The sequence below is a fragment of the Streptomyces sp. NPDC050997 genome (genome assembly GCF_040660135.1).
GTDB lineage: Bacteria > Actinomycetota > Actinomycetes > Streptomycetales > Streptomycetaceae > Streptomyces.
Window position 1 is genome coordinate 183,890 of the sequence record NZ_JBFAGK010000013.1, and the last position, 17,699, is coordinate 201,588.

General features: G+C 69.5%; 17 protein-coding genes. 16 read left to right on the forward strand and 1 reads right to left on the reverse strand.

What is annotated here, in order from left to right; all coding sequences use genetic code 11:
* Positions 1 to 6: 6 nt before the first annotated feature.
* The 3 genes from AB0H86_RS27900 to nusB all read left to right on the forward strand — a co-directional run bounded on the left by AB0H86_RS27900 (position 7) and on the right by nusB (position 2,203).
* Positions 7 to 1,113: an aminopeptidase P family protein gene (locus AB0H86_RS27900; RefSeq protein ID WP_362444351.1), complete on the forward strand. Its 1,107-nt coding sequence runs from the start codon at positions 7 to 9 to the stop codon at positions 1,111 to 1,113.
* An 86-nt stretch (positions 1,114 to 1,199) separates the two neighbouring features.
* Entirely contained in the window at positions 1,200 to 1,766 is a 567-nt protein-coding gene (gene efp, locus AB0H86_RS27905; RefSeq protein ID WP_362444354.1) for an elongation factor P, read from the forward strand.
* A 2-nt stretch (positions 1,767 to 1,768) separates the two neighbouring features.
* A complete protein-coding gene (gene nusB, locus AB0H86_RS27910) occupies positions 1,769 to 2,203 on the forward strand; it encodes a transcription antitermination factor NusB (protein WP_362444357.1) in 435 nt (144 codons plus the stop codon).
* A 190-nt stretch (positions 2,204 to 2,393) separates the two neighbouring features.
* Here nusB and bldD read toward each other — a convergent pair whose 3' ends face one another.
* Positions 2,394 to 2,897 (reverse strand): transcriptional regulator BldD, encoded by a 504-nt coding sequence (bldD, locus tag AB0H86_RS27915; protein WP_030038549.1) that lies wholly within the window; start codon positions 2,895 to 2,897, stop codon positions 2,394 to 2,396.
* A 244-nt stretch (positions 2,898 to 3,141) separates the two neighbouring features.
* Between bldD and pyrR the strand changes: the two genes are divergently transcribed.
* The 13 genes from pyrR to metK all read left to right on the forward strand — a co-directional run bounded on the left by pyrR (position 3,142) and on the right by metK (position 17,569).
* Complete coding sequence (gene pyrR, locus AB0H86_RS27920; protein WP_362444361.1) at positions 3,142 to 3,750, forward strand: bifunctional pyr operon transcriptional regulator/uracil phosphoribosyltransferase PyrR; 609 nt, start codon at positions 3,142 to 3,144, stop codon at positions 3,748 to 3,750.
* A 93-nt stretch (positions 3,751 to 3,843) separates the two neighbouring features.
* Positions 3,844 to 4,878: an aspartate carbamoyltransferase catalytic subunit gene (locus AB0H86_RS27925; RefSeq protein ID WP_362444364.1), complete on the forward strand. Its 1,035-nt coding sequence runs from the start codon at positions 3,844 to 3,846 to the stop codon at positions 4,876 to 4,878.
* A 5-nt stretch (positions 4,879 to 4,883) separates the two neighbouring features.
* Positions 4,884 to 6,170 carry a dihydroorotase gene (locus AB0H86_RS27930; RefSeq protein ID WP_362444367.1) on the forward strand — a complete coding sequence of 429 codons (1,287 nt, stop codon included), beginning with the start codon at positions 4,884 to 4,886 and terminating at the stop codon, positions 6,168 to 6,170.
* The gene (locus AB0H86_RS27935; protein ID WP_362444370.1) at positions 6,167 to 6,736 is read left to right on the forward strand and encodes a hypothetical protein; all 570 of its coding nucleotides are present in this window, start codon (positions 6,167 to 6,169) and stop codon (positions 6,734 to 6,736) included. Before AB0H86_RS27930 ends, AB0H86_RS27935 begins: the two co-directional genes overlap by 4 nt.
* Positions 6,733 to 7,890 (forward strand): glutamine-hydrolyzing carbamoyl-phosphate synthase small subunit, encoded by a 1,158-nt coding sequence (carA, locus tag AB0H86_RS27940; protein ID WP_362444373.1) that lies wholly within the window; start codon positions 6,733 to 6,735, stop codon positions 7,888 to 7,890. The genes AB0H86_RS27935 and carA overlap by 4 nt, the downstream gene beginning before the upstream one ends.
* Positions 7,883 to 11,191 carry a carbamoyl-phosphate synthase large subunit gene (gene carB / locus AB0H86_RS27945; protein ID WP_362444376.1) on the forward strand — a complete coding sequence of 1,103 codons (3,309 nt, stop codon included), beginning with the start codon at positions 7,883 to 7,885 and terminating at the stop codon, positions 11,189 to 11,191. Before carA ends, carB begins: the two co-directional genes overlap by 8 nt.
* Before the next feature lie 57 nt (positions 11,192 to 11,248).
* The gene (locus tag AB0H86_RS27950; protein ID WP_362444379.1) at positions 11,249 to 12,355 is read left to right on the forward strand and encodes a quinone-dependent dihydroorotate dehydrogenase; all 1,107 of its coding nucleotides are present in this window, start codon (positions 11,249 to 11,251) and stop codon (positions 12,353 to 12,355) included.
* Positions 12,352 to 13,191, forward strand: a complete 840-nt coding sequence (gene pyrF / locus AB0H86_RS27955; protein ID WP_362444381.1) for an orotidine-5'-phosphate decarboxylase — start codon at positions 12,352 to 12,354, stop codon at positions 13,189 to 13,191. Before AB0H86_RS27950 ends, pyrF begins: the two co-directional genes overlap by 4 nt.
* Positions 13,192 to 13,500: 309 nt before the next feature.
* Entirely contained in the window at positions 13,501 to 13,824 is a 324-nt protein-coding gene (locus AB0H86_RS27960; RefSeq protein WP_003977346.1) for an integration host factor, read from the forward strand.
* 59 nt (positions 13,825 to 13,883) lie between these two features.
* Positions 13,884 to 14,441 carry a guanylate kinase gene (gene gmk / locus AB0H86_RS27965; RefSeq protein ID WP_362444384.1) on the forward strand — a complete coding sequence of 186 codons (558 nt, stop codon included), beginning with the start codon at positions 13,884 to 13,886 and terminating at the stop codon, positions 14,439 to 14,441.
* Positions 14,442 to 14,494: 53 nt separating this feature from the next.
* Positions 14,495 to 14,767 carry a DNA-directed RNA polymerase subunit omega gene (gene rpoZ / locus AB0H86_RS27970; protein ID WP_003977348.1) on the forward strand — a complete coding sequence of 91 codons (273 nt, stop codon included), beginning with the start codon at positions 14,495 to 14,497 and terminating at the stop codon, positions 14,765 to 14,767.
* 155 nt (positions 14,768 to 14,922) lie between these two features.
* Positions 14,923 to 16,125, forward strand: a complete 1,203-nt coding sequence (gene coaBC, locus AB0H86_RS27975; protein WP_362444499.1) for a bifunctional phosphopantothenoylcysteine decarboxylase/phosphopantothenate--cysteine ligase CoaBC — start codon at positions 14,923 to 14,925, stop codon at positions 16,123 to 16,125.
* A gap of 235 nt (positions 16,126 to 16,360) precedes the next feature.
* Positions 16,361 to 17,569 (forward strand): methionine adenosyltransferase, encoded by a 1,209-nt coding sequence (gene metK / locus AB0H86_RS27980; protein WP_362444387.1) that lies wholly within the window; start codon positions 16,361 to 16,363, stop codon positions 17,567 to 17,569.
* Positions 17,570 to 17,699: the final 130 nt, after the last annotated feature.

Sequence of the window (17,699 nt, forward strand, 5' to 3'; positions counted from 1 at the left end):
CGTGTCATGTCAGAGGTCTACGCCGCCCGCCGAAGCCGCCTACGGGAACGCTGCCAAGCCGGCGGCAGCGCCTCCGCGCTGGTCACCCGCCCCGCCAACGTCCGCTACCTCGCGGGCACCGCCCCCCAGCACGCCGTCCTGCTCCTCGGCCGGGCCGAGGATCTGCTGCTGTGCCCCGGCCCGCCGGACGACCGCTCCGCGGAAGGCCGGCCCGACGAGGCGCTGCGCGTGCAGCGGCTGCCCGGAGCCGGCGGCGACCCCGCCGTCGCCGCGGCCGGCCTCGCGGCCGGACAGGGCGGTGACTCCCTCGCCGTCGAGGAGCATCACCTCACGGTCGCCCGGCACCGGGCCATCCGTTCGGTGGTGCCCCGGCTGCGCCTCGCCGACATGGGGAGCGCGGTCGAACAGCTGAGGGTGGTGAAGGACGAGGAGGAGATCTCCTGCCTCAGGATCGGCGCCGAGATCGCCGACCAGGCACTGGGCGAACTGCTCGAGTCCATCCTCGTCGGCCGCACCGAACGCCACCTCGCCCTGGAACTGGAGCGCCGCCTCGTCGACCACGGCGCCGACGGCCCCGCCTTCGCGACCTCCGTCGCCACCGGCCCCAACTCCGGCAGACGCTGCCACCGCCCCACCGACCGGCGGGTCGAGGAGGGCGACTTCCTCTCCGTCTGTCTCGGTGCGACCTATCGCGGCTACCGCTGCGAGATCGGCCGCACCTTCGTCATCGGTACGTCCCCCACCGACTGGCAGATCGAGCTGTACGACCTCGTCTTCGCCGCTCAGCGGGCCGCCCGTGAGGCACTGGCCCCGGGTGTCGCCTACCGCGACGTGGACCGTGCCGCACGCCAGGTACTGGACTCCGCGGGATACGCGGAGAGCCTTCCCGCCCTGACCGGACACGGTGTGGGACTGGAAATCGACGAGGACCCGCAGTTGGCCCCCGCGGCCATGGGTAAACTGGACGCCTGCGTGCCGGTCACCGTCGAACCCGGGGTCCACCTCCCGGGCCGGGGCGGCGTCCGGATCGATGACACGCTCGTCGTTCGCCCCGAGGCGGACGGCGGACCCGAGCTACTCACCATCACGACCAAGGAGCTGCTCGCGCTTTAGCGGCCAGGGAAGTCCAGGCATTTCCCCGGCGCCGCTGGAGCCCGTGCCCCGGGGTCGTCCACGTCAGTCCAGGAGATTCCGCAACCGTGGCTTCCACGAACGACCTCAAGAACGGCCTGGTGCTCAAGCTCGAAGGCGGCCAGCTCTGGTCCGTCGTCGAGTTCCAGCACGTCAAGCCCGGCAAGGGCCCGGCCTTCGTGCGCACCAAGCTCAAGAACGTGCTCTCCGGCAAGGTCGTCGACAAGACCTTCAACGCCGGCGTCAAGGTCGAAACGGCCACTGTCGACAAGCGTGACATGCAGTTCTCCTACATGGACGGCGAGTACTTCGTCTTCATGGACATGGAGACCTACGACCAGCTGATGGTCGACCGCAAGGCCGTCGGCGACTCCGCCAACTTCCTCATCGAGGGCTTCACGGCCACCGTCGCCCAGCATGAGGGCGAGGTGCTCTTCGTGGAGCTCCCGGCCGCCGTCGAACTGGTCGTGCAGGAGACCGAGCCGGGCCTTCAGGGCGACCGCTCCACCGGTGGCACCAAGCCCGCCACCCTGGAGACCGGCCACCAGATCAACGTGCCGCTCTTCATCACCACCGGTGAGAAGATCAAGGTCGACACCCGCACGAGCGACTACCTCGGCCGGGTGAACAGCTAACCGTGGCTGCCCGCAACACGGCCCGCAAGCGTGCCTTCCAGATCCTCTTCGAGGGCGACCAGCGCGCGGCCGACGTCCTGACCGTCCTCGCGGACTGGGTCCGGCTCTCCCGGGACGACCCCCGGCAACCGCCGGTGAGCGAGTACACGATGCAGCTGGTCGAGGGCTACGCGCAGCACGCGAAGCGCATCGACGAGCTGATCTCCCAGTACTCGGTCGGCTGGACGCTCGACCGGATGCCGGTCGTCGACCGCAATCTCCTGCGCCTGGGCGCCTACGAGCTGATCTGGGCGGACGAGACGCCGGACGCCGTCGTCCTCGACGAGATGGTGCAGCTGGCAAAGGAGTTCTCCACGGACGAGTCGCCCTCGTTCGTCAACGGACTGCTCGGCCGGCTCAAGGACCTCAAGCCGTCACTGCGCCGGGACGAGGCGTAAGGCACGACAGCCACTACCGCATCACAGGCACATGCCCGAGGGCCCACAGCGAGACCGCTGCGGGCCCTCGGTGTGGGGGTACCCCCGGGGCCCGGGAGGCGGCGGAAGGGCGCAGAAAGCCGCCGGGGCGGCCGGAACCGTGAAGTTCCGGCCACCCCGGCGGCACGTTTCTGCTGAGACGGGCAGCGGTTCAGCTCTCCTCGTGTGACGCCACCGCACGGCGCGCGTCCGCGTCCAGCACGCCCCAGCTGATCAGCTGCTCGGTGAGGACCGAGGGCGACTGGTCGTAGATGACGGCGAGTGTGCGCAGGTCGTCCTGGCGGATCGAGAGCACCTTGCCGTTGTAGTCACCGCGCTGGGACTGGATCGTCGCGGCATACCGCTGCAGCGGTCCCGCCTTCTCGGCCGGCACATGGGCCAGCCGCTCCAGGTCCAGGACCAGCTTCGGCGGCGGCTCGGCGGCGCCGCCCGGCGTGGTGCCCGGCAGCAGCTCCTGCACGGGAACTCCATAGAAATCGGCCAGCTCGGCAAGACGCTGCACGGTCACGGCGCGGTCGCCGCGCTCGTAAGAACCGACCACGACGGCCTTCCAGCGCCCCTGGGACTTCTCCTCGACACCGTGGAGGGAAAGGCCCTGCTGGGTGCGGATGGCCCGGAGCTTGGCCCCGAGCTGTTTGGCGTATTCGCTGGACATATAGCTCCCCGGACACTGTGTCGACGCGGCCAGGCCGCGCGGCTGGTAACTCACTGTGAGGTTACGCAGCGTTACTCTCCTGCGTCAAGCCGAATGGTCCGCACCGATGCTTCCGTGGTAACGGCTGCCGATTGAGCCATAGGGGTGAATCTGGGGCGCCGTTCGGGCCTGCTACCGTGGATGGCGCAATTCCGACGTCCTTTAAGGTCCGTCCCGTGAGGCGGAGAAGGAGGTCCGTTTCCATATGGACACCCAGCACGACAAGCAGCCCGACGCACAGCAGGACACTCGATACTCCGATGCGCGGCCCGTTCTCGAAGGCCCCGACATCGCGCGGGTGTTGACCCGCATCGCCCACGAGATCGTCGAACGCGCCAAGGGCGCCGACGACGTGGTGCTCCTCGGCATTCCGACCCGGGGCGTCTTCCTCGCCCAGCGGCTCGCGGCCAAGTTGGAGCACATCACCGAGCGCAAGATCCCCGTCGGTTCGCTCGACATCACCATGTACCGCGATGACCTGCGCATGCAGCCGCCGCGCGCGCTGGCCCGCACCGAGATCCCCGGCGACGGCATCGACGGCAAGCTGGTCGTCCTCGTCGACGACGTGCTCTTCTCCGGCCGCACCATCCGCGCCGCTCTCGACGCCCTGAACGACATCGGGCGTCCGCGTGCCGTGCAGCTCGCGGTGCTGGTCGACCGAGGCCACCGCGAACTGCCCATCCGCGCCGACTACGTCGGCAAGAACCTCCCCACGTCGTTGCGGGAGACGGTCAAGGTCCAGCTCGCCGAGGAGGACGGTCGCGACACCGTGCTGCTCGGCGCCAAGCAGACCGCTCCGGGCGCGCCGCACTAGCTCTCCGGCGTACGACGCTGTCGTACGCCCCGCTCCAGCGCCCCCGCCTGCCCGGATTCTCCCGAAAATGAACTGTCTTACGGAGCCTGAAAGATGCAGCGTCATCTCATCTCGGCCGCCGACCTCACCCGCGACGACGCCGTCCTGATCCTCGACACCGCCGAGGAGATGGCCCGGGTCGCCGACCGGCCGATCAAGAAACTGCCGATCCTGCGCGGCCGGACCGTCGTCAACCTCTTCTTCGAGGACTCCACCCGGACCCGGATCTCCTTCGAGGCCGCCGAGAAGCGGCTGTCCGCGGACGTCATCAACTTCTCCGCCAAGGGATCCAGCGTGTCCAAGGGCGAGTCCCTGAAGGACACCGCCCAGACCCTGGAGGCCATGGGCGTCGACGCCGTCGTCATCCGGCACGGCGCCTCCGGAGCGCCGTACCGCCTGGCCAACTCCGGCTGGATCGACGCGGCCGTCATCAACGCCGGTGACGGCACCCACCAGCACCCCACCCAGGCGTTGCTCGACGCCTTCACCATGCGCCGCCGGCTCGTCGGGCGGGACGCGGGCCTCGGCCAGGACCTCGCCGGCAAGCAGATCACGGTCGTCGGCGACATCCTGCACAGCCGGGTCGCCCGCTCCAACGTCGACCTGCTGCACACCCTCGGCGCCGAGGTCACCCTGGTCGCCCCGCCCACCCTGGTGCCGGTCGGCGTCGAGAGCTGGCCCTGCGAGATCTCGTACGACCTCGACAGCACGCTGCCGAAGTCCGACGCGGTGATGATGCTGCGCGTGCAGCGCGAGCGCATGAACGCGGCGTTCTTCCCGACCGAGCGCGAGTACGCGCGGCGCTACGGCCTCGACGGCGAGCGCATGGCACGGATGCCCGAGCACGCCATCGTGATGCACCCCGGTCCGATGGTCCGGGGCATGGAGATCACCGCCGAGGTCGCCGACTCCGACCGCTGCACCGTCGTCGAGCAGGTCGCAAACGGAGTCTCCATCCGGATGGCCGTCCTGTACCTGCTTCTGGGCGGCAACGAGCCCGCCGTCAGCCACACCCGCCCGCCCGTCTCCCACCACCACCCTTCCAGCGAGCGCTCCGCGCACACCCTTTCCGCGGACGAGGAGAAGTAAGTCACATGAGCAAGATCCTGATCCGCGGTGCCAAGGTGCTCGGCGGCGAGCCGCAGGACGTGCTGATCGACGGTTCGCAGATCGCGGAGGTCGGCAGCGGTCTGCCGGCCGAGGGTGCCGAGGTCGTCGAGGCCGACGGCAAGGTGCTGCTGCCTGGCCTGGTCGACCTGCACACCCATCTGCGCGAGCCCGGCCGCGAGGACTCCGAGACGGTGCTGACCGGTACCCGCGCGGCCGCCTCCGGTGGCTTCACCGCCGTGTTCGCCATGGCCAACACCTTCCCGGTCGCCGACACCGCCGGTGTGGTCGAGCAGGTCTACCGGCTCGGCCAGGAAAGCGGCTACTGCGATGTGCAGCCGATCGGCGCCGTCACGGTCGGCCTGGAGGGCCGCAAGCTCGCCGAGCTGGGCGCGATGCACGAGTCCGCGGCCGGCGTCACCGTCTTCTCCGACGACGGCAAGTGCGTCGACGACGCCGTGATCATGCGCCGGGCCCTGGAGTACGTGAAGGCCTTCGGCGGAGTCGTCGCGCAGCACGCCCAGGAGCCGCGGCTGACCGAGGGCGCCCAGATGAACGAGGGCGTCGTCTCCGCCCAGCTGGGGCTCGGCGGCTGGCCGGCGGTGGCCGAGGAATCGATCATCGCCCGGGATGTCCTGCTCGCCGAGCACGTCGGCTCCCGCGTCCACATCTGCCATCTGTCGACCGCGGGCTCGGTGGAGATCGTCCGCTGGGCCAAGTCCCGCGGTATCGACGTCACCGCAGAGGTCACCCCGCACCACCTGCTTCTCACCGAAGAGCTGGTGCGGACGTACAACCCGGTCTTCAAGGTCAACCCGCCGCTGCGCACCGAGCGTGATGTGTACGCCCTGCGCGAGGCGCTCGCCGACGGCACCATCGACATCGTCGCCACCGACCACGCCCCGCACCCGCACGAGGACAAGGACTGCGAGTGGGCCGCGGCCGCCATGGGCATGGTCGGCCTGGAGACCGCGTTGTCAGTGGTCCAGGAGACGATGGTCGACACCGGGCTGATCGACTGGGCCGGGGTCGCCGACCGGATGTCCTTCAAGCCCGCGGAGATCGGGCGGGCGAGGGGCCATGGGCGTCCCGTCTCGGCAGGTGAGCCCGCCAACCTCACGCTCCTCGACACGGCATACCGTGGGTCCGTGGACCCCGCGGGCTTCGCCTCGCGCAGCCGGAACACTCCGTACCAGGGGCGTGAGCTGCCGGGCCGTGTCACGCACACCTGGCTCCGGGGCAAGGCCACGCTCGTCGACGGGAAGCTCACGTGACACCTGTAATCCTGCTGGCCTCCGACAAGGAGTCGGCTGAGGTCACCGACTGGGCCGCCCGCATCGGCTGGCTCGTCGGACTCGCTCTCTTCGTCGCGCTCGTCTACTGGCTGATGCGCGAGGGCTGGAAATGGCGCGGCACGCTCCAGGGCGACCTGCCCGAGCTGCCCGCGGCGCCGGACCAGCCCGGCGAGGCGAGACTGACGATGAGCGGCCGATACCACGGCTCCACCACCGCCGGACACTGGCTCGACCGCATCGTGGCGCACGGCCTCGGCACCCGCAGCCTTGTCGAGCTCACCCTGACGGACGCGGGCCTGGACGTCGTACGCCCGGGAGCGACGGATTTCTTCGTCCCCACCCAGGCCCTGCGCGAGGCCCGGCTCGACAAGGGCATCGCCGGCAAGGTCCTCACCGAGGGCGGTCTGCTCGTGGTCACCTGGGCGCACGGCGACCGGCTGATCGACTCCGGGTTCCGCTCCGAGCGCGCGGCCGAGCACAACGAGTGGGTCGACGTCATCAACTCCATGATCAAATCAACTACCACGGAAGGCGCCGAACGATGACGACCTCCACCAAGGGATCCGCGAAGGTTCCCGCCGTACTCGTCCTGGAGGACGGCCGGGTCTTCCGCGGCCGTGCCTACGGGGCCGTGGGGGAGACCTTCGGCGAAGCCGTGTTCTCCACCGGCATGACCGGCTACCAGGAGACCCTCACCGACCCCTCGTACCACCGTCAGGTCGTCGTGATGACCGCCCCGCACGTGGGCAACACCGGTGTCAACGACGAGGACCCCGAGTCGAAGCGGATCTGGGTCGCCGGATACGTGGTGCGCGACCCCGCGCGCGTGCCGTCCAACTGGCGCTCCCGCCGCTCGCTCGACGAGGAACTGCGCCGGCAGGGTGTCGTCGGCATCTCCGGCATCGACACGCGCGCGTTGACGCGTCATCTGCGGGAGCGCGGCGCCATGCGCGTCGGCATCTTCTCCGGCAACGCGCTGCCCGACGAGGGCACCATGCTCGCCGAGGTGCGCCAGGCCCCCGAGATGAAGGGCGCCGACCTGTCGGCGGAGGTCGCCACCAAGGAGGCGTACGTCGTCCCGGCGATCGGCGAGAAGAGGTTCACCGTCGCCGCGATCGACCTCGGCATCAAGGGCATGACCCCGCACCGGATGGCCGAGCGCGGCATCGAGGTACACGTGCTGCCCGCCACGGCGAGCGTCGAGGAGGTGTACGCCGTCCAGCCCGACGGCGTGTTCTTCTCCAACGGGCCGGGCGACCCGGCCACCGCCGACCATCCGGTCGCGCTGATGCGGGCGGTCCTGGAGCGCGGCACCCCGCTCTTCGGTATCTGCTTCGGCAACCAGATCCTGGGCCGTGCGCTCGGCTTCGGCACCTACAAGCTGAAGTACGGCCACCGCGGCATCAACCAGCCGGTGCAGGACCGTACGACCGGCAAGGTCGAGGTCACCGCGCACAACCACGGCTTCGCCGTCGACGCCCCGCTCGACCAGGTCTCCGACACCCCCTACGGCCGCGCCGAGGTCTCCCACGTCTGCCTCAACGACAACGTGGTGGAGGGACTCCGGCTCCTGGACCGACCGGCCTTCAGCGTCCAGTACCACCCCGAAGCGGCAGCCGGCCCGCACGACGCCGCCTACCTGTTCGACCGCTTCACGTCTTTGATGAACACAGTCCTGATGGAGGGCCAGCGTGCCTAAGCGCACCGATATCCAGTCCGTCATGGTCATCGGCTCCGGCCCGATCGTCATCGGCCAGGCCGCCGAGTTCGACTACTCCGGCACCCAGGCGTGCCGCGTCCTGAAGGCCGAGGGCCTCAGGGTCATCCTGGTCAACTCCAACCCGGCGACGATCATGACCGACCCGGAGATCGCCGATGCCACCTACGTCGAGCCGATCACCCCGGAGTTCGTCGAGAAGATCATCGCCAAGGAGCGGCCGGACACTCTGCTGCCGACCCTTGGTGGCCAGACGGCGCTCAACACCGCCATCTCGCTGCACGAGGCGGGAACGCTGGACAAGTACGGCGTCGAGCTCATCGGCGCCAACGTCGAGGCGATCAACAAGGGCGAGGACCGCGAGCTCTTCAAGGGTGTCGTGGAGGCGGTGCACGCGAAGATCGGGCACGGCGAGTCCGCCCGCTCGGTCATCTGCCACTCCATGGACGACGTCCTCGGGGGAGTCGAGACGCTCGGCGGCTACCCCGTCGTCGTCCGTCCCTCCTTCACCATGGGCGGCGCCGGCTCCGGCTTCGCCCACGACGAGGAGGAGCTGCGCCGCATCGCCGGCCAGGGCCTGACCCTCTCGCCGACCACCGAGGTGCTCCTGGAGGAGTCCATCCTCGGCTGGAAGGAGTACGAGCTGGAGCTGATGCGCGACAAGCACGACAACGTGGTGGTCGTCTGCTCCATCGAGAACTTCGACCCGATGGGCGTGCACACCGGTGACTCGATCACCGTCGCCCCGGCGATGACGCTGACCGACCGCGAGTACCAGACCCTGCGGGACATCGGCATCGCGGTCATCCGCGAGGTCGGCGTCGACACCGGCGGCTGCAACATCCAGTTCGCGGTGGACCCCGAGGACGGCCGGGTGATCGTCATCGAGATGAACCCGCGCGTGTCGCGGTCCTCGGCGCTCGCCTCCAAGGCGACCGGCTTCCCGATCGCCAAGATCGCCGCGAAGCTCGCCGTCGGCTACACGCTCGACGAGATCCCGAACGACATCACCGAGCAGACCCCGGCCTCCTTCGAGCCGAGCCTCGACTACGTGGTCGTCAAGGCCCCGCGGTTCGCTTTCGAGAAGTTCCCCTCCGCCGACTCCACGCTGACCACGACCATGAAGTCGGTCGGGGAGGCCATGGCGATCGGCCGCAACTTCACCGAGGCCTTCCAGAAGGCACTGCGCTCGCTGGAGAAGAAGGGCTCGCAGTTCACCTTCGTCGGCGAGACGGGCGACAAGAAGGAACTCCTGGAGGCTTCGGCCCGCCCGACCGACGGCCGGATCAACACGGTCATGCAGGCGATCCGCGCCGGTGCCACGCAGGAGGAGATCTTCGAGTACACGAAGATCGACCCCTGGTTCGTGGACCAGCTCTTCCTGATCAAGGAGGTGGCGGACGAACTCGCCGCCGCCGAGCGCCTGGACGCCGAGCTGCTCGCCGAGGCCAAGCGGCACGGCTTCTCCGACCAGCAGATCGGCGAGATCCGGGGCCTGCGCGAGGACGTGGTGCGTGAGGTGCGACACGCGCTGGGCGTACGCCCGGTGTACAAGACGGTCGACACCTGCGCCGCCGAGTTCGCCGCGAAGACGCCGTACTTCTACTCCTCCTACGACGAGGAGAGCGAGGTCGCCCCGCGCGAGAAGCCGGCCGTCATCATCCTGGGCTCGGGACCCAACCGCATCGGCCAGGGCATCGAGTTCGACTACTCCTGCGTGCACGCCTCCTTCGCGCTGTCCGACGCCGGGTACGAGACGGTGATGGTCAACTGCAACCCGGAGACCGTCTCCACGGACTACGACACCTCCGACCGCCTGTACTTCGAGCCGCTGACGCTGGAGGACGTGCTGGAGATCGTCCACGCGGAGTCGCTGGCCGGTCCGATCGCGGGTGTGATCGTGCAACTCGGCGGCCAGACCCCGCTGGGTCTGTCGCAGGCGCTGAAGGACAACGGAGTGCCGGTCGTCGGCACGCCTCCCGAGGCGATCCACGCCGCCGAGGACCGCGGCGCCTTCGGCCGGGTCCTCGCCGAGGCGGGCCTCCCGGCCCCCAAGCACGGCACCGCCACCACCTTCGCGGGGGCCAAGGCCATCGCGGACGAGATCGGCTACCCCGTGCTCGTCCGGCCGTCGTACGTCCTCGGCGGGCGCGGCATGGAGATCGTGTACGACGAGACCCGGCTGGAGTCGTACATCACCGAGTCGACCGAGATCAGCCCCTCCCGCCCGGTCCTGGTCGACCGCTTCCTCGACGACGCGATCGAGATCGACGTCGACGCGCTCTACGACGGCACGGAGCTCTACCTCGGCGGCGTCATGGAGCACATCGAGGAGGCCGGCATCCACTCCGGCGACTCCGCGTGCGCGCTGCCGCCGATCACCCTCGGCGGCTTCGACATCAAGCGCCTTCGGGCCTCGACGGAGGCCATCGCCAAGGGCGTCGGGGTGCGCGGCCTGATCAACATCCAGTTCGCGATGGCGGGCGACATCCTGTACGTCCTCGAAGCCAACCCGCGTGCCTCCCGCACCGTCCCCTTCACCTCGAAGGCGACCGCGGTGCCGCTGGCGAAGGCCGCCGCCCGGATCTCCCTGGGCGCGACCATCGCCGAACTGCGCGCCGAGCGGCTGCTCCCGGCGACCGGCGACGGCGGCGAACTCCCGCTCGACGCGCCGATCTCCGTCAAGGAGGCCGTCATGCCGTGGTCCCGCTTCCGTGACGTCCACGGCCGCGGCGTCGACACGATCCTCGGCCCGGAGATGCGCTCCACCGGCGAGGTCATGGGCATCGACTCCGTCTTCGGCACGGCGTACGCCAAGTCGCAGGCGGGCGCCTACGGTCCGCTGCCGACGAAGGGCCGCGCCTTCATCTCGGTCGCCAACCGCGACAAGCGCTCGATGATCTTCCCGGCACGCGAGCTGGTCGCGCACGGCTTCGAGCTGCTCGCCACCTCCGGCACGGCCGAGGTCCTCAAGCGCAACGGCATCAACGCCACCGTCGTGCGCAAGCAGAGCGAGGGCACCGGCCCGAACGGCGAGAAGACCATCGTCCAGCTCATCCACGACGGCGAGGTCGACCTCATCGTCAACACCCCGTACGGCACCGGCGGCCGCCTCGACGGCTACGACATCCGTACGGCGGCCGTGGCGCGGTCCGTGCCGTGCCTCACGACGGTCCAGGCGCTCGCCGCGGCCGTCCAGGGCATCGACGCCCTCAACCACGGTGACGTGGGCGTCCGTTCGCTCCAGGAACACGCGGAACACCTGACCGCGGCCCGCGACTAGCAGCCCTGAGGGGGACACCGGAAACGGTGTCCCCCTCTGTATGAGGACATGACTGAGATGTACAAGCTTTTCTTCCGTCTGGTGTTCACACGGATGGACCCGGAGCAGGCCCACCACCTGGCCTTCCGCTGGATCCGGCGCGCCGTCCGCGTCCCCGTGCTGCGCACCTTCGTGGCCGCCGCGCTCGCCCCCCGGTACGAGGAACTGCGTACCGAGGCGTTCGGGCTGCGGATGCACGGCCCCTTCGGGCTCGCCGCGGGCTTCGACAAGAACGCGATCGCCATCGACGGGATGTCGATGCTCGGCTTCGACCATGTCGAGATCGGCACGGTCACGGGCGAGCCGCAGCCGGGCAACCCCAAGAAGCGGCTGTTCCGCCTCGTGAAGGACCGTGCGCTGGTCAACCGCATGGGCTTCAACAACGAGGGCTCGCTGGCGGTCGCCGCGCGCCTGGCGTCCCGCACGCCCGTCTTCAGGACGGTCGTGGGCGTGAACATCGGCAAGACCAAGGCCGTCCCGGAGGGTGAGGCTGTCGGCGACTACGTGAAGTCGACCGAGCGACTGGCGGCGTACGCGGACTACCTGGTCGTGAACGTGTCGTCGCCGAACACGCCCGGGCTGCGCGACCTGCAGGCCACCGAGGCACTGCGTCCGCTGCTGAGCGCCGTGCGCGAGGCCGCCGACCGTACGGTCACCTCGCGCCGGGTCCCGCTGCTGGTGAAGATCGCACCCGACCTCGCCGACGAGGACGTCGACGCGGTCGCCGACCTGGCCGTCGAACTCGGTCTGGACGGGATCATCGCCACCAACACCACCATCGCGCGCGAGGGCCTCGGCCTGAAATCCGAGCCCTCGCTGGTGAAGGAGACCGGCGGTCTGTCCGGAGCACCCTTGAAGGCACGCTCCCTGGGGGTCCTGCGCCGCCTCTACGCGCGCGTGGGCGACCGGATCACCCTGGTGGGCGTCGGGGGCGTGGAGGACGCCGAGGACGCCTGGCAGCGCATCCTGGCGGGTGCCACGCTGGTCCAGGGGTACAGCGCCTTCATCTACGAGGGACCCTTCTGGGGCCGCGCCATTCACAAGGGCCTCGCCGCCCGCCTGAGTGCGAGCCCCTACGCCACCCTCGCCGACGCGGTCGGCGCGGACGTGAGGAAGACGGCATGACCGAGCCCTTCGGCGCACGCCTGCGCCGCGCCATGGACGAACGTGGCCCCCTGTGCGTGGGCATCGACCCGCATGCCTCCCTGCTCGCCGAGTGGGGCCTGGCCGACGACGTGGCCGGCCTGGAGCGGTTCAGCCGCACGGTCGTCGAGGCGTTGGCCTCCCGGGTCGCCGTGCTCAAGCCGCAGAGCGCGTTCTTCGAGCGTTTCGGCTCGCGCGGTGTCGCCGTCCTGGAGAAGTCGGTCGAGCAGGCGCGCGCGGCCGGCGCGCTGGTCGTGATGGACGCCAAGCGCGGCGACATCGGCTCGACCATGGCGGCGTACGCCGAGTCCTTCCTCCACCGGGACTCCCCGCTGTTCTCGGACGCCCTGACCGTCTCCCCGTACCTCGGCTACGGATCGCTGAGCCCCGCGGTCGCGCTGGCACGGGAGAACGGCGCGGGCCTGTTCGTGCTGGCGCTGACCTCCAACCCGGAGGGCGGCGAGGTCCAGCACGCGGTCCGCGCTGATGGCCGGACCGTCGGTGCGACGATGCTGGCCCACCTGGCGGCCGAGAACGCGGGGGAGCTGCCCCTGGGCTCCTTCGGGGCGGTCGTCGGCGCCACGCTGGGCGACCTGTCGTCGTACGACCTGGACATCAACGGTCCGCTCCTGGCACCGGGCATCGGAGCCCAGGGGGCGACTCCGGCGGACCTTCCCGATGTTTTCGGGGCAGCGGTGCGCAATGTCGTCCCGAACGTCAGCCGGGGTGTTCTGCGTCACGGTCCCGATGTCGCCGCGCTGCGAGCGGCCGCGGACCGGTTCGCGGAGGAGATCAGGGCCGCCGTGGACGCCACCTGAGTGTTTCAGGTCCTTCGGTCAAGTCCTCCGATGAGTGGTTCGAGGCCTACTTGAGTCTGAATACATCCTCAAATCCTGGGCAGTATGTTCGAAATGTCCGACCTGGCAAAGGCTGACCAGGACTTTTCCGCTGTTCTCGCTGACTCTGGCGGACTTGCCCGCTAGTCTCCGACGAGTGGGGCACCCCCCACGCTTTCAAGGTAGTGGGGGAGAACGGGCAAGCGTGTTGCTCGTAGCTCCCCAGGTGTGGGGCGACTAGGTTCCTCACCGGTCCGTATCCGACAGTTCGACATCCGAGGTGACGTAGGCGTGGCTCTTCCGCCCCTTACCCCTGAACAGCGCGCAGCCGCGCTCGAAAAGGCCGCCGCGGCTCGCCGGGAGCGGGCCGAGGTCAAGAATCGACTCAAGCACTCCGGCGCCTCCCTGCATGAGGTCATCAAGCAGGGCCAGGAAAACGACGTCATCGGCAAGATGAAGGTCTCCGCCCTGCTTGAGTCCCTGCCTGGCGTGGGCAAAGTCCGCGCCAAGCAGATCATGGAGCGACTCGGCATCTCCGAGAGCCGCCGGGTACGCGGTCTCGGTTCCAACCAGATCGCCTCCCTGGAGCGTGAGTTCGGCAGCACCGGTTCCTGAACCCGGGCACTCCGGACAGGGCGTCCCGGGCACTCCGGGACAGCTGGAATAATCGCTGCATGAGTGAACGTCCTCGGCTGACCGTGCTCTCCGGCCCCTCCGGGGTCGGCAAGAGCACGGTCGTCGCCCATATGCGCAAGGAATACCCCGAGGTCTGGCTCTCGGTGTCGGCGACGACCCGCAGGCCCCGCCCCGGCGAGCAGCACGGAGTCCACTACTTCTTCGTCACCGACGAGGAGATGGACAAGCTGATCGCCAACGGCGAGCTGCTGGAGTGGGCCGAGTTCGCCGGCAACCGGTACGGCACGCCGCGTGCGGCCGTGCTGGAGCGCCTGGAGGCGGGGGAACCCGTCCTGCTGGAGATCGACCTCCAGGGTGCCCGACAGGTCCGTGAGTCCATGACGGACGCCCAACTGGTGTTCCTGGCTCCACCCTCCTGGGAGGAGCTCGTGCGCAGACTCACCGGCCGGGGCACCGAGCCGCCCGAGGTGATCGAGCGGCGTCTGGACGCGGCGAAGGTCGAATTGGCGGCCGAGCCGGAGTTCGACGTGACCCTGGTCAACACCTCTGTCGAGGACGTGGCGCGTGAGCTGCTAGCCTTGATGGATGTTGTGTGATCACGAGTGATGTGATCACGGCCGATCTTTTCCCATCCATCGGAAGGTAGAGCGTGTCCTCTTCCATCTCCGCGCCCGAGGGCATCATCAACCCGCCGATCGACGAGCTCCTCGAGGCCACAGACTCGAAGTACAGCCTCGTGATCTACGCGGCCAAGCGGGCCCGCCAGATCAACGCGTACTACTCGCAGCTCGGCGAGGGCCTCCTCGAGTACGTCGGTCCGCTCGTCGACACCCATGTCCACGAGAAGCCGCTCTCGATCGCCCTGCGCGAGATCAACGCGGGTCTGCTGACGTCCGAGGCCATTGAGGGTCCGGCCCAGTAGTATTTTCGGCTTGCAGTTGACTTTTCCACAGGCCCGGCAGCGCGACTGCCGGGCCTGTGGTCTGCTCGGGGTGCGGGGATCGCCCCGCGATGATGCAGCATGGAGCCGAACGCCGGGAGTCGCGGCGTACCTGTTCCAAGGTCCGGGGAGAGACGGTGGACAAGCCCAAGGTCGTTCTGGGGGTCAGCGGCGGCATCGCCGCGTACAAGGCCTGTGAGCTGCTGCGCAGACTGACCGAGTCGGGGCATGACGTGCGCGTCGTCCCCACCGCCTCCGCCCTGCACTTCGTCGGCGCCGCCACCTGGTCCGCCCTGTCCGGCAAGCCGGTCTCGACCGAGGTGTGGGACGAGGTCCACGAGGTCCCGCACGTCCGCATCGGCCAGCACGCCGACCTGGTCGTCGTCGCCCCCGCCACCGCCGACACGCTCGCCAAGGCCGCCCACGGCCTCGCCGACGATCTCCTCACCAACACCCTGCTCACCGCACGCTGTCCGGTCGTCTTCGCGCCCGCCATGCACACCGAGATGTGGGAGCACCCGGCCACCCAGGAGAACGTGGAGACACTGCGCCGACGGGGCGCGGTCGTCATCGAACCGGCCGTCGGCCGTCTCACCGGCGTCGACACCGGCAAGGGCCGGCTGCCCGACCCCGCCGAGATCTTCGAGGTCTGCCGTCGCGTCCTGGCCCGGGGCGTCACCGAGCCGGACCTCAGGGGCCGGCACGTCGTCGTCAGCGCCGGCGGCACCCGCGAGCCGCTCGACCCCGTCCGCTTCCTCGGCAACCGCTCCTCCGGCAAGCAGGGCTACGCCCTCGCTCGCACCGCCGCCGCGCGAGGCGCCCGGGTGACGCTGGTCGCGGCGAACGCCGCTCTGCCGGACCCGGCGGGAGTGGACGTGGTCCCGGTCGGCACGGCGGTGCAGCTGCGGGAGGCGGTCCTGAAGGCCGCCGCGGACGCCGACGCGGTCGTGATGGCCGCGGCGGTCGCCGACTTCCGCCCGGGCACCTACGCGACCGGGAAGATCAAGAAGAAGGACGGCCAGGACCCGGACCCGATCGTGCTCGTACGGAACCCGGACATCCTCGCGGAGATCTCCGCCGACCGCGCCCGCCCCGGCCAGGTGGTCGTCGGTTTCGCCGCCGAGACGGACGACGTGCTGGCCAACGGCCGGGCGAAGCTCAGCCGCAAGGGCTGCGACCTGCTCGTGGTGAACGAGGTGGGGGAGCGCAAGACGTTCGGCTCCGAGGAGAACGAGGCCCTGATCCTGGGCGCCGACGGCAGCGACACACCGGTCCCGTACGGACCCAAGGAAGCCTTGGCCGAAACCGTGTGGGATCTGGTCGTCGAGCGCCTGAGCTGAGTTTTTTCTCTGCTCAGGAGTCGCTCAGGCCTCGCACATCGGGCGTGGCGGCCCTGGCCAAGCCCGCTCGGGATTGGGCACAATGCCCGTGCCGCAGGTCAGCGGGTCCGAGAGACGAGACAGGGCGCCCGCTGGCATAGTGCGACCGATAAACTGTTCTCGGACGACGCCGGGCGCAGCCCCCGTCCCGTCCGCCAATGATCAGCCAGCAGCCGCTGCAACCCCAGGGAGCGTTGTGTCCCGTCGCCTGTTCACCTCGGAGTCCGTGACCGAGGGCCACCCCGACAAGATCGCTGACCAGATCAGCGACACCATTCTCGACGCGCTTCTGCGGGAGGACCCGACCTCCCGGGTCGCCGTCGAGACGCTGATCACGACCGGCCTGGTGCATGTGGCCGGTGAGGTCACCACCAAGACCTACGCGCCCATCGCGCAGCTCGTGCGCGACAAGATCCTGGAGATCGGCTACGACTCCTCGAAGAAGGGCTTCGACGGCGCCTCCTGCGGCGTGTCGGTGTCCATCGGTGCGCAGTCCCCGGACATCGCCCAGGGTGTCGACACGGCCTACGAGAACCGCGTCGAGGGTGACGAGGACGAGCTGGACCGCCAGGGCGCGGGTGACCAGGGGCTGATGTTCGGCTACGCGTGCGACGAGACCCCCACCCTGATGCCGCTGCCGATCTTCCTGGCGCACCGGCTCTCGAAGCGCCTGTCCGAGGTCCGCAAGAACGGCACCATCCCCTACCTGCGCCCGGACGGCAAGACGCAGGTCACCATCGAGTACGACGGTGACAAGGCGGTCCGTCTCGACACGGTCGTGGTCTCCTCGCAGCACGCCAGCGACATCGACCTGGAGTCGCTGCTGGCCCCCGACATCCGCGAGTTCGTGGTGGAGGCGGAGCTGAAGGTCCTGCTCGACGAGGGCATCAAGCTGGACACCGACGGCTACCGTCTGCTGGTCAACCCGACCGGCCGCTTCGAGATCGGCGGCCCGATGGGTGACGCCGGCCTGACCGGCCGCAAGATCATCATTGACACGTACGGCGGCATGGCCCGCCACGGCGGCGGTGCCTTCTCGGGCAAGGACCCGTCCAAGGTGGACCGCTCGGCGGCGTACGCGATGCGCTGGGTCGCGAAGAACGTCGTGGCCGCGGGTCTCGCCTCGCGCTGCGAGGTCCAGGTGGCGTACGCGATCGGCAAGGCCGAGCCGGTCGGCCTGTTCGTGGAGACCTTCGGCACGGCCAAGGTCGACACCGACAGGATCGAGAAGGCGATCGACGAGGTCTTCGACCTGCGCCCGGCCGCCATCATCCGCGACCTCGACCTGCTCCGCCCGATCTACGCCCAGACCGCGGCGTACGGCCACTTCGGCCGTGAGATCCCCGAGTTCACGTGGGAGAACACGGACCGCGTGGAGGCGCTGCGGAAGGCCGTGGGTCTGTAGACCCAAGGCTCACCACGAGGCCCGGTTCCCATGTGGGGGCCGGGCCTCGGTCTTGTCCGGGGAGGCAGGCGCCGTCACCGCGGGTCCTGTCGTCCCCGCTCGGGAAGCCGGCCGGCCGGGCGGGGAAGAA

Excerpts from the sequence above, each read along its gene's own strand:
- AB0H86_RS27900 (WP_362444351.1), top strand. The coding sequence starts at position 7 with ATGTCAGAGGTCTACGCCGCCCGCCGAAGCCGCCTACGGGAACGCTGC.
- bldD (WP_030038549.1), bottom strand. The coding sequence starts at position 2,897 with ATGTCCAGCGAATACGCCAAACAGCTCGGGGCCAAGCTCCGGGCCATC.
- pyrR (WP_362444361.1), top strand. The coding sequence starts at position 3,142 with ATGGACACCCAGCACGACAAGCAGCCCGACGCACAGCAGGACACTCGA.
- AB0H86_RS27925 (WP_362444364.1), top strand. The coding sequence starts at position 3,844 with ATGCAGCGTCATCTCATCTCGGCCGCCGACCTCACCCGCGACGACGCC.
- AB0H86_RS27930 (WP_362444367.1), top strand. The coding sequence starts at position 4,884 with ATGAGCAAGATCCTGATCCGCGGTGCCAAGGTGCTCGGCGGCGAGCCG.
- carA (WP_362444373.1), top strand. The coding sequence starts at position 6,733 with ATGACGACCTCCACCAAGGGATCCGCGAAGGTTCCCGCCGTACTCGTC.
- AB0H86_RS27950 (WP_362444379.1), top strand. The coding sequence starts at position 11,249 with ATGTACAAGCTTTTCTTCCGTCTGGTGTTCACACGGATGGACCCGGAG.
- pyrF (WP_362444381.1), top strand. The coding sequence starts at position 12,352 with ATGACCGAGCCCTTCGGCGCACGCCTGCGCCGCGCCATGGACGAACGT.
- gmk (WP_362444384.1), top strand. The coding sequence starts at position 13,884 with ATGAGTGAACGTCCTCGGCTGACCGTGCTCTCCGGCCCCTCCGGGGTC.